This is a genomic window from Mesorhizobium sp. M7A.F.Ca.CA.002.15.2.1, from assembly GCF_003998715.1.
Classification (GTDB): Bacteria; Pseudomonadota; Alphaproteobacteria; order Rhizobiales; family Rhizobiaceae; genus Mesorhizobium; species Mesorhizobium ciceri.
This window is the reverse complement of sequence record NZ_RZPI01000118.1, coordinates 1-10717: the sequence shown is the minus strand read 5'-3', so window position 1 is coordinate 10717 and position 10717 is coordinate 1. Positions and strand designations below refer to the sequence as shown.

Genomic DNA, 10717 nt, shown 5'->3' with positions numbered 1-10717 from the left:
CGTCATGACCGAGCGTCGTGCAGCCGCACATCGGCTGCACCGCCGCTGGATTGTATTTGTCGCCGATGGTCAGCACCATCAGCTTCTCGACCAGCCCGGTGCAGGAGCCGCAGGAGGCCGACGCCTTGGTGTGGGCGCGCACGTCGTCGAGCGAGGTCAGGCCCTTGGCCGTGATCGCGCCGGTGATCTTCCCCTTGCAAACGCCGTTGCAGCCGCAGATCTCCGCATCATCCGGCAAGGCTGCAACGGCCGCCATAGGGTCCAGCGGGGCACCCCCCTGGTAGGACTGGCCGAAGATGAGCGTATCGCGCATCTCCGATATGTCGGTCTGCTTTTTCTTGAGATCGTTGAACCAGGCGCCGTCCGCCGTCTCGCCATAGAGCACGGTGCCGATGATGCGGTCGTCCTTCAGCACAAGCCGCTTGTAGACGCCGGCCGCCGCATCGCGCAGCACGATCTCCTGGCGGTCCTCGCCCTCGGCGAAGTCGCCGAGCGAGAACAGGTCGATGCCGGTGACCTTGAGCTTGGTCGGCGTGTCCATATGGACGAAGGCCGCCGCTTCGTTGCCGGCAAGCTGGCTGGCTGTGACGCGCGCCATCTCGTAGAGCGGCGCGACGAGGCCATAGACCTGGCCGTTGACCTCGGCACATTCGCCGAGCGCGTAGATGTCGGGATCGTTGCTGCGCATGCCGGCATCGACGACGATGCCCCTGTTAACGGCGATGCCGGCCTGTTTGGCCAGCGCCGAATTCGGCCTGATGCCGACGGCCATCACCACAAGCGTTGCTGGGATAATGGTGCCGTCAGCAAGTTCCACCTGTCCGACCTTGCCGTTGCCGGTGATAGCCTGTGTGTTGGCCTTGGTGATGACCTTGATGCCGCGCTGCTCCACCGCACGCTGCAAGAGATAGCCGGCGGCCGGATCGAGCTGGCGCTCCATCAAGGTCGGCATGACATGCAGCACGGTGACGTCCATGCCTTGCGCGTTGAGGCCCGCCGCCGCCTCCAGACCCAGCAGGCCGCCGCCGATGACCACCGCCTTGGCCCGCGACTGGGCAGCGAGCATCATCGCCTGCACGTCGTCGAGATCGCGATAGGTCAGCACGCCCGGCAGGTCATGGCCCGGAACCGGAATGATGAACGGTACCGAGCCGGTGGCGATGACGAGCTTGTCGTAGGGCTCGGTGACGCCGTGATCCGAGGTGACGGTCTTCGCCGTCCGGTCGATGGCAACGATCTTGTGGCCCTTGTAGAGGGTGATGTTGTTGGCGATGTACCAGCCGTCGCCATGGATGATGATCTCCTCATAGGCCTTCTCGCCCGACAGCACCGGCGACAGCATGATGCGGTCGTAATTGACGCGCGGCTCGGCGTTGAAGATGGTGACGGTGTAGCGGCCCGGAGCCTGTTCCAGCAGGTGCTCCAGCATGCGCCCGGGGGCCATGCCATTGCCGATGATGACAAGTCTTTCGCTCATGGTGCTACTCCGCGGCTTCGACGAAGCGGTGGCGTTCGTAGAGGAACTTCAGAACCGCCTCGCGGCAGCGCAGGAAGGTCCGGTCGGAAGAGAGTTCGACGCGCCGGCGCGGCCGCGCCAGCGGCACGGCAAGCACTTCGCCGATGGTCGCCGCCGGACCGTTGGTCATCATGACGATGCGGTCGGAGAGCAGCACCGCCTCGTCGACGTCATGGGTGATCATGATCGTCGTCGAGCCGAGCCTGGAATGGATGTCCATCACCGCGTCCTGCAGATGGGCCCGCGTCAGCGCATCGAGCGCGCCGAACGGCTCGTCGAGCAGCAGGATCTTCGGCTCCATCGCCAGCGCCCGGGCGATGCCGACGCGCTGCTTCATGCCCCCGGAGATTTCCGCCGGGCGCTTGTCCTTGGCATGCGCCATCTGCACGAGGTCGAGATTGCGCATGATCCAGTCATGCCGCTCGACTTTGCTCTTCGAACGGCCGAAGACCTTCGACACCGCCAGGTTGATGTTTTCGTAGACGGTCAGCCACGGCAGCAGCGAGTGGTTCTGGAACACCACGGCGCGTTCCGGTCCAGGGCTGTCGACCTCCTTGTCCTCGAGCAGCACGGCGCCGGCCGACACCTTGGTCAGCCCGGCGATCAGATTGAGCAGGGTCGACTTGCCGCAGCCGGAATGGCCGATGATGGAGACGAATTCGCCCTTGTCGATGGTCAGCCTGATGTCCTTCAACACCTCGCTGACCTGGGCACCACGCGTGAAGGATTTGTCGATATGGTCGAGCTTCAGATAGGCCGTCATCGCCCCTCTCCTCACTTTGCCGTTGTGCCGCGGGTGACGAAGGCGCCGACCGCCGCGACCAGCCGGTCGAGGCAGAAGCCGGTGACGCCGATATAGGCGAGCGCGACGATGATGTCGGGCAGCCGCGACGAGTTCCACGCATCCCAGATGAAGAAGCCGATGCCGACGCCGCCAGTCAGCATTTCAGCGGCGACGATGGCGAGCCAGGACAGGCCGATGCCGATCCTCAAGCCGGTGAAGATGTAAGGCGCGGCGGCCGGCACCATGATCTTGACGAAGAATTCGAACTGGTTGAGCCGCAGGATGCGCGAGACGTTGCGGTAGTCCTCGGGAATGTTGCGCACGCCGACCGCGGTGTTGATGATGATTGGCCAGATCGAGGTGATGAAGATGACGAAGATCGCCGACGGGCTGGAATCACGGAACGCCGCCAGCGACAGCGGCAGCCAGGCCAGCGGCGGCACCGTGCGCAGGATCTGGAACACCGGGTCGAGGCCGCGCATCGCCCAGATCGACTGGCCGACCAGCGCACCGAGCGCGACGCCGACGACCGCCGCCAGGCCGAAGCCGACGGCGACGCGCTGCAGCGAGATCAGCACGCGCCAGGCCAGACCTATATCCTGCGGGCCATTGTCGAAGAACGGATGCGCTATCAGGTCGTAGGCCTCGTTCCACACCTGGGTCGGCGGCGGCAGGCTCGATGTCGGCGACGAACAGGCGATCTGCCAGACGACCAGCATCAGCGCGATGACGATGATGGGCGGCACCAGCGCGCTCGCCAGTTTGCCGGCGATGGCGAGCGGCTCGAAGCGGCGCCGTGCCTTGGCAGTGAAGGCGATGACCTCCGCCGGCTTGGCGGGAAAGGCCTTCACCTTGGTGTCCTCGATAGTCTGGATCGACATGTCTGGGGAAAACTCCTTGGGGGCAGGTAGTGATCGCAAGCGGCGCATGCGCGCCGCTTGCGATCAGGCTACGCCGATGCCTTGATCTTCAGGCTGTCGAGATAGGCGGACGGGTTGGCCGGATCGAAAATCTTGCCGTCGAAAAAGGTCTCGACGCCGCGCGACGACGACGCCGGAACGTCGGCTGCCGCGACGCCGAGATCCTTGGCCGCCTCGCGCCACAGATCCTCGCGGTTGACCTGGTCGACCAGCGCGTTGATGTCGGTGGTCGGCGCGAACTTGCCCCAGCGGATGTTCTCGGCAAGGAACCACGCATCATGGCTCTTGAACGGATAAGAGACGCCGCCCTTCCAGAACTTCATGGAGAGATCGGTGCCGTTGGCGACGCGGCCATTGCCATAGTTGATGTCGCCCTTGAGGCGGCCGATGATGTCGGCGACGGGCACGTTCATCCATTGCCGCTTGCCGATGATAGCGGCCATCTCGTCCTTGTTCTCGGTGGCCTCGCACCATTGCTGGGCTTCCATGACGGCCATCAGGATCGCCTTGGTGGCGTTCGGATATTTCTCGATGAATTCGGCGCGCAGGCCGAGCGCCTTTTCGGGATGGCCCTTCCACAATTCGCCTGTCGTGGCGGCGGTGAAGCCCACGCCCTGGTGGACGAGTTGCTCGTTCCACGGCTCGCCGACGCAGAACACGTCCATATTGCCGACCTTCATGTTGGCCACCATCTGCGGCGGCGGCACGACGATGGTCGAGACGTCCTTGTCGGGATCGATGCCGCCGGCGGCCAGCCAATAGCGCAGCCACAGATCATGCGTACCGCCCGGGAAGGTCATGGCGGCCTTGATTTCCTTGCCGGTCGCCTTCTTGGCAGCGAAGGCGTCTTTCAGCTTCGAGGCGTCGAGGCCGACACCGGTGCCGGCATATTCCTGGGCGACCGAAATGCCCTGGCAGTCGTAGTTGAGCCGAGCCACGATCGCCATCGGCATCGGCTGGTTGTTCTGCGTCACCTTGCCGGTGTGCATGAGGTAAGGCAGCGGTGTCAGGATATGAGCGCCGTCGATGCCGTTGGCCGCGCCGCCGAGCATCAGATTGTCGCGTGTCGCACCCCAGGAGGCCTGCTTGAGCACCTCGACATCGGTCCCAGCATATGCGCGAGATGGAAGTGGCCGATGGCGATGCGGTCGCGGATGTTGGCCCAGGATGTCTCGCGGTGCAGCTTCAGATCGATGCCTTCTTGCGCGGCGAAGCCAAGCTCGCCGGCCGCGACCAGCACGGCGCTGTCGAAAAGCGGCATGAAGCCGGCGGTGATCTGGTGCTCGGCAGTCATGCTCATTCGTCCTCCGCCGGTCCCAGCAGCCCCGCGGCAGTCACCAGGCTTTGGGCGATGTCGCCGATCTTGCGGTTCTGGTTCATCGCCGTCTTGCGCAGCAGCGTGTAGGCCGCCTCTTCGGAGAGGCCGCGCGATTTCATCAGGATGCCCTTGGCACGGTCGATCACCTTGCGGCTCTCGAGCTCGCCGCGAACCTCTTCCAGTTCGCGTGCCATGCGCGAAAAGGCGTTGAAGCGGCTGACCGCCATGTCGAGGATCGGCTTGACGCGCTCTTGCCGCAGACCGTCGACGACATAGGCCGAAACGCCGGCATCGACCGCCGCCTCGATCGAGGCCTGGTCGGAGCGGTCGACGAACATGGCGATCGGCCGTTTTACGGCACGCGACAGCTGGAACATGTTTTCCAGCATGTCGCGATTCGGGTTTTCGAGATCGATGACGATGACATCGGGCTCGATCTCGGCGATCCGCCGCGCAATGCCGGTCACATCATGGATGACGGTGACCCGCTCATGGCCGGCCTCGCGCAAACCCGCCTCGATGATCGCGGCGCGGATGCGGTTTTCATCGATCACCAGGACGGCGAGTGCGGTTCGAACCATGCCTGCATTGTGACTAAGCGAGGGAATTGTGCAATGCGGTATCGAGAGAGAGCGGTGCTCGCTACGCCTTGGCAGGCCTATAGAGGTGGACGCTGGAAATGGATAGCTGTGATTTTGGCGGCAGTAGGACCGACTGCGGCTAACGCATTCACTACGTCAATCGGTTTGAGACGACCGGAACAGCAACTGGAACCAAGGCAGAGATCAAGCAGCCTATGGCGCTGATCGCGTTGAGATTACAACGGCGGCAACGGCACCAGATCTGAGGACGAAAAATGATCGACAAGAAATCTGAGACTGAAGCTGAAAAAGAGATCTGTGAAGTCGTGGGCCGAATCGTACTCATGGCTTCACTCTTAGACAATCAGTTAAATGCCGTCTTGGTGGCAGCTCTATCTCTTGGCGGGAAGGCGCTGACACTCGCGGTTGTCGCTGCCCTGGACCCGGCCCGAAAAGTTGAAATCCTGAAGGCATTTGTCACGCAGATATCCAACGACGAATGGAAGAAGCCAGTCCTGCGTTACGCAGACGGCGTTGAAAAAGTAAACCGGGCTCGGAACCTCGCCGCCCACAGTATGGTTATCGACAGCGGTGGAGAACATGTTCTAGCGACCAATAGCGTTGCGAAATTATTGAAGGCTACTGATCGTAAAAGCCGAGCGATCAAACGTGTGCCGCTCAACACGCTGAGCAATGCTTCAGATCTCGCGCTGAAAGTCTATAAAGAGGGTGAGAGCGTTATCGCCAATTTTGGTCGAGTTGAGTTGGAGAGAAATCGACGGGGAGCAGCGGCGCAACGCTAGATCATTCGGAATCCAATTGTCTGCGGCTTCGTTGGATGCCAATCAGCCGATCATGAAAAGAGTCGCACTACCGATATCCTAGATCGGCCGAGGCTTATGTGCGTCGCGCCGACCGCTAAATAATCATGCCGGGAAATGAGCTTCTTTGATGAGTTGGAATATTCTCGCTGCGCTTCCGAACATCGTCGTCACAGACCCGATTGAGGGAGAACAATTCTCCATGATCGGCAGCGATGACGCGCGCCTGTCCGATAATTTTGCCCTGCAGCCAAATCTAAAAGCATTCTTCCGAAGGTTTACAAACAGCCACGGAGTGAGGATTACGCCCGCAGCGCTCGTTGCGAGATCTGATACGCCCGCCGAGTTTCTCAACAGCGAAGCTGTCTCGGGTTTTCGAGATGCCGTTGCCGCGTCCATCATCCCATTTGCACGCGCTGCGGCCATAACTCATCGCAATTATTCCCGACCGATGTACTCTGACTCTTTCGATCTTTATCCTTGGATGGTCGATCGGAATGGCGAGCACCTCATCGCGAACACTCCGGCCGTAAGCGCACTTCATCAGATCAAAGGATTTAGGGGGCTTTCCTCGCCAGGACTTTCGGTCGTCCAGATTCGCGATTGGGACATTGATGAAGCGTTACTAAAAGTTTTGCTAGACTGGTGGAGGAAGAGATTTTCCGGCGGAACGCCACACTGGGAACAACTTGCGCTATTTCGCTCTCTGAACGCTGCTAATGCCGCAATGCAAATGCCGCAAAGCGCGGGCGCCACGATATATGACTGGGGCCGATCCCTGTCGCTTTGGATAAGCGCATTTGAGATACTCGTGCACCCTGGCCCTGGCGGTGAAGCCAACCGCGCGAAAGTATTTGCATTGATTGAACGCGGTGAATGGGAGCGTGAAGCAGTTCGCGAAAAAGTCCATGATGTGCGGTTGAGCAAAAAGAGCGTCGTAAGAAAAGCATTTCCCAGCTATCTGTATGCTCTCGCTTACCAAGCGAGAAACAATTTTCTCCATGGCGAGCCAGTTGGACGGGAGCACTTGGTTTTACCTTCCGGTCAGCCCGTTGGGTTTTTGGTCTCGGCGCTTTATCGAAACGCAATTGCGACATTTGTAGATCTGACAGCTACCGTAAGCATCGACGGAAAGGCGTCTGTTGGAGCAATCGCACAGGCAATATCTGAAATGTCCGACCGTCGAAGAGTTCCGCGCACTGTAGAAGATGCCTTCATTAAGGCCATGGCTCCTAAGCCGGAAACCGAAGACGACGATGAGTAGCGACAACAGCCATTCCCGCAGCTATGCACTTTAAAAGAACCTGCTGGTCGAGCACTGCAGCGGCGCTGAAATCCGCCCTTCACGCGATGACCCTGTCGCCTGCAGCGAACCGCAGGCGCCCTATTCCGCGGCCAACGCCGTGACCTCGCGGCGGAAGGGCAGTGCGTCGCCGATATCGGCTTCATCCAGCTCGCGCGCGAAGCGGTGACCGGCATAGGTTGCCCAGGCGATCGGACCCGGCGCCTCGGCGTCGCCGATGATTTTGATCGAGCGGATTCCGCTGTCGGCCCATTCGTCCCGCCGCGCCTTCAATTCCTGCCAGACACTATCGTCCTGGTGGCGTGACGTGACCAGCACCACGGCGTCCGCGGCGATGTCAAATTGGCTGCCCGTATAGGCGCACGCCGTGGCAACACCGCCCGGCACGATGCGCGTCACAGTCCGGTTCAGCACGATCTCGACGCCGAGTTCGGCCAGCCGGCGATGGACGGCGCCCTGCTCCAGCGTGTTGCGGGTCCAGTCGGATACATAGGCCGACGGCGTCACCAGCGTCACCTTCGCGCCCTGGCGCGCCATCAGCTCGGCCAGAACGCCACCCATGTAGTAGTGGTCGTCGTCGAACAGCACGACACTGCCGGTCGGCACAGTGCCGGCCATCAGATCGTCCGGCGTGTAGACCGGCATGGCCGGGTCGATCGGCATCGGCACGACATGCGCGCGCGCCACGCCGTCTCGGCGCCATGTCGAGCCGGTGGCAAGCGCAATGTTCTGAAAGCCGAAGTCCAGTATCTCCTGCGCCGACAATCGGCTTTCGAAATAGACGTCGACATTGGACATCTGGCTGATCTGGTACTGGCGGTAGTCGCGCACGCGTCCCCATGCCGAGAGACCAGGCAAGCGGCACTCGCGCGCCACGCGGCCGCCAAGTTCGGTGCCGGCCTCGGCGATGGCCACCTGATAGCCGCGCAGGCCGAGCGCACGCGCCGCCTCCAGCCCGGCCGGGCCGGCGCCGACGATCAGCACGCTGTCGCTATCGCCCTTGGCCTGCATGCGTTCGGGATGCCAGCCCTTGCGCCATTCCTCCATGAAGGTCGGGTTCTGCGTGCAGCGCGAGATCGACATGGTCATGTCGCCGGTGATGCAGATGTTGCAGCCGATGCATTCGCGAATGTCCTCGATGCGCCCCTCCTCCACCTTCTTCGGCAGGAAGGGATCGGCAATCGATGGGCGCGCGCAGCCGATGAAATCCAGCGTGCCGGACTTGATCATCTTCACCATCACATCCGGCGAGGTGAAGCGACCGACGCCTACGACCGGCTTCGAGGTCAGTTTCTTGATGCCGGACACCAGGCTCTCCTGCGCGCCCTCCTCCTTGAACCGCGACGGCCCGGAGCAGTCCTCCCAGGCGCCATGCGCCAGGTCCCAGAGGTCGGGCAGATCGGCATGCATCTCGATCATGTCGCGCACTTCGGAATTGGCGAAGCCGAGCTCACCGATCATCTCGTCCAGCGACAGCCGCAGCGTCAGGCCGCACGTGTCGCCGATAGCGTCCCTGCCCTCTTCGATCAGCTCACGCATCAGCCGCGAGCGGTTCTCCAGCGAGCCGCCATATTCGTCGCTGCGCTGGTTGGTGGCCGTGGACAGGAAGTGCTGGATGATGCCGAAGCCATGCGCGCCGTAGAGGCACACCAAATCGAAGCCCGCGAGCCTCGCCCGTTTGAAGGCATTGCGATGCCAGCGGCGCAGGTCGCGAATATCCTGCTTGTCCATGGCGCGCGCCTGCACCGGATCGTTGGTGAAGGTGCGGATCGGCAGGGCCGACGGCCCGCGCGGCACTTCCTTGGTGTAGAGGTTCGGCCCGTTGATGCCTGAGTAGGCCAGCTGGATGCCGGCCAGCGCGCCATGCTGGTGCATTGCCTTGGCCATCTTCGCCAGCGCCGGAATATCGGCATCGTCCCACAGCCTGAGCTCGATGAAGGGCGTGATCTCCGATGTGTGGTGCATCTCGGTTTGCTCGGTGAAGATGACGCCCCAGCCGCCTTCCGACTTGGTGCGGCGCATCTCGGCCGCGGCCGAAGGGTCGCGATAGCCGCCGCCATTGCAATGCGGCACCTGATAGAAGCGGTTCTTGGCGGTCACCGGACCGATCTTCACGGGCTCAAACAGAATATCATAACGCGGATCGCGCATGGAACGTGCCTTCCTGCCAGCGTCGCCCTGCAGCACGCCCGATCATGGTTTCGAGGCGTGACGCAAGCCGGCCAGCCCAGTGGGTTGATGCCGTGAGACCATTCATAAGTTGCGGCAAGCGCCGGAAAACAACAGATTTCTTCTGTGCCGGTTAGGCCGCGCCTAATCGCACACATCCGGATTAGCATCCGCTGAATCCCGACTGAGCCAAATGCGACTTCAAGGCCCCGGCCACGCGATGCTAGAAGTACCGACGGCCAATGAGACACAAGACGCATGGACAGCATCCAGATCCTCGAAAAGCTGCTCGCATTCCCGACGGTGAGCCGCGACTCGAACCTCGCCCTCGTCAACTACGTGGCGGACCTGCTAGACGCACACGGCACTGCCAGCCAGATCATCCACAGCGAGGACGGCCACAAGGCCAACCTCTTTGCCACCATCGGACCGACTGATGCTTCCGGCATCATGCTGTCCGGTCACACCGACGTCGTTCCCGTCGACGGCCAGGCCTGGACGCTGCCGCCCTTCGAGATGACGAACCGTGACGGCAAGCTTTACGGACGCGGCGCGGCCGACATGAAGGGTTTTGTGGCCTGCGCGCTCGCCGCGTGCCTCAAGGCCGCGAAAATGACGCTGAAGACGCCTCTGCACCTGGCACTCTCCTACGACGAGGAGATCGGCTGCATCGGTGTGCGCAGCCTGGTCGACATGCTGCAAGCGGCCCCGCATCGGCCGCTGCTATGCATTGTCGGCGAGCCGACCGATATGCAGGTGGCGACGGGGCACAAGGGCAAGCTTGCCGCACGCGCGCTTTGCAAGGGGCGCGAAGGCCATTCGGCGCTGGCCCCGCTGGCGCTCAACGCCATCCATCTCGGCTGCGACTTCGTCGCCGCCTTGCGCCGCGAACAGGACCGGCTGGTGCGCGATGGCGCCCGCGACGGCGACTACGACATCTCATACACGACCGTCCATGTCGGCAAGATCAACGCAGGCGTGGCGCTGAACATCGTGCCGAACCTTTGCCAGGTCGACTTCGAGATCCGCAATGTCGCAGCCGACGACCCGCACGAGATTCTCGACCGCCTGCGCAAGGAGGCTGCTCATATTGCTTCCGAAGCCTCGACCATCGCGCCCGAGGCAGCAATCGACATCGACATCACCAACACCTATCCCGGCCTGGACACGCCAGCCAGTTCGCAAGCCGTCGCCTTCGTCAAATCGCTGACCGGCGCCAACAATACCATCAAGATGGCCTTCGGCACGGAAGGCGGCCTGTTCAGCCGCGATCTCGGCACGCCGACGGTCGTGTGCGGACCGGGG

General features: G+C 62.2%; 9 protein-coding genes and 1 pseudogene. 3 read left to right on the top strand and 7 right to left on the bottom strand.

Annotation, left to right across the window (positions count from 1 at the left end; translation table 11 throughout):
• The 6 genes and pseudogenes from ENZ74_RS09770 to ENZ74_RS09745 form a co-directional block, all read right to left on the bottom strand.
• Nucleotides 1–1477 (bottom strand): NAD(P)/FAD-dependent oxidoreductase (locus ENZ74_RS09770; protein WP_164760986.1); only part of this gene is annotated, 1477 nt, incomplete at its 3' end.
• 4 nt (nt 1478–1481) lie between these two features.
• Entirely contained in the window at nt 1482–2279 is a 798-nt protein-coding gene (locus tag ENZ74_RS09765; RefSeq protein WP_013530459.1) for an ABC transporter ATP-binding protein, read from the bottom strand.
• A gap of 11 nt (nt 2280–2290) precedes the next feature.
• Complete coding sequence (gene ntrB, locus ENZ74_RS09760; protein WP_013530458.1) at nt 2291–3181, bottom strand: nitrate ABC transporter permease; 891 nt, start codon at nt 3179–3181, stop codon at nt 2291–2293.
• 68 nt (nt 3182–3249) lie between these two features.
• Nucleotides 3250–4317, bottom strand: a pseudogene (locus ENZ74_RS09755) (CmpA/NrtA family ABC transporter substrate-binding protein); the annotation flags it as partial.
• Nucleotides 4272–4514 carry an ABC transporter substrate-binding protein gene (locus tag ENZ74_RS35695; protein ID WP_281057004.1) on the bottom strand — a complete coding sequence of 81 codons (243 nt, stop codon included), beginning with the start codon at nt 4512–4514 and terminating at the stop codon, nt 4272–4274. The pseudogene ENZ74_RS09755 and the gene ENZ74_RS35695, both read right to left, overlap by 46 nt.
• Nucleotides 4515–4516: 2 nt before the next feature.
• Complete coding sequence (locus ENZ74_RS09745) at nt 4517–5119, bottom strand: ANTAR domain-containing response regulator (protein ID WP_013530455.1); 603 nt, start codon at nt 5117–5119, stop codon at nt 4517–4519.
• 275 nt (nt 5120–5394) lie between these two features.
• Here ENZ74_RS09745 and ENZ74_RS09740 point away from each other — a divergent pair, with 275 nt between their 5' ends.
• Nucleotides 5395–5922 carry a hypothetical protein gene (locus ENZ74_RS09740; RefSeq protein WP_063168699.1) on the top strand — a complete coding sequence of 176 codons (528 nt, stop codon included), beginning with the start codon at nt 5395–5397 and terminating at the stop codon, nt 5920–5922.
• A 148-nt stretch (nt 5923–6070) separates the two neighbouring features.
• A complete protein-coding gene (locus ENZ74_RS09735; RefSeq protein WP_063168700.1) occupies nt 6071–7204 on the top strand; it encodes a hypothetical protein in 1134 nt (377 codons plus the stop codon).
• Between the two features lie 120 nt (nt 7205–7324).
• Here the strand turns inward: ENZ74_RS09735 and ENZ74_RS09730 are convergent, their stop codons facing one another.
• On the bottom strand, nt 7325–9394 hold the full coding sequence (locus ENZ74_RS09730; protein ID WP_063168701.1) for an NAD(P)-binding protein: 2070 nt from the start codon (nt 9392–9394) through the stop codon (nt 7325–7327).
• Nucleotides 9395–9670: 276 nt separating this feature from the next.
• Between ENZ74_RS09730 and argE the strand changes: the two genes are divergently transcribed.
• The coding region (gene argE / locus ENZ74_RS09725; RefSeq protein ID WP_127312749.1) for an acetylornithine deacetylase at nt 9671–10717 on the top strand (1047 nt) is incomplete at its 3' end.

What these genes read in the sequence shown, in the direction of transcription:
- ENZ74_RS09765 (WP_013530459.1), bottom strand. Translation starts at nt 2,279, where the DNA reads ATGACGGCCTATCTGAAGCTCGACCATATCGACAAATCCTTCACGCGT.
- ntrB (WP_013530458.1), bottom strand. Translation starts at nt 3,181, where the DNA reads ATGTCGATCCAGACTATCGAGGACACCAAGGTGAAGGCCTTTCCCGCC.
- ENZ74_RS35695 (WP_281057004.1), bottom strand. Translation starts at nt 4,514, where the DNA reads ATGACTGCCGAGCACCAGATCACCGCCGGCTTCATGCCGCTTTTCGAC.
- ENZ74_RS09745 (WP_013530455.1), bottom strand. Translation starts at nt 5,119, where the DNA reads ATGGTTCGAACCGCACTCGCCGTCCTGGTGATCGATGAAAACCGCATC.
- ENZ74_RS09740 (WP_063168699.1), top strand. Translation starts at nt 5,395, where the DNA reads ATGATCGACAAGAAATCTGAGACTGAAGCTGAAAAAGAGATCTGTGAA.
- ENZ74_RS09735 (WP_063168700.1), top strand. Translation starts at nt 6,071, where the DNA reads ATGAGTTGGAATATTCTCGCTGCGCTTCCGAACATCGTCGTCACAGAC.
- ENZ74_RS09730 (WP_063168701.1), bottom strand. Translation starts at nt 9,394, where the DNA reads ATGCGCGATCCGCGTTATGATATTCTGTTTGAGCCCGTGAAGATCGGT.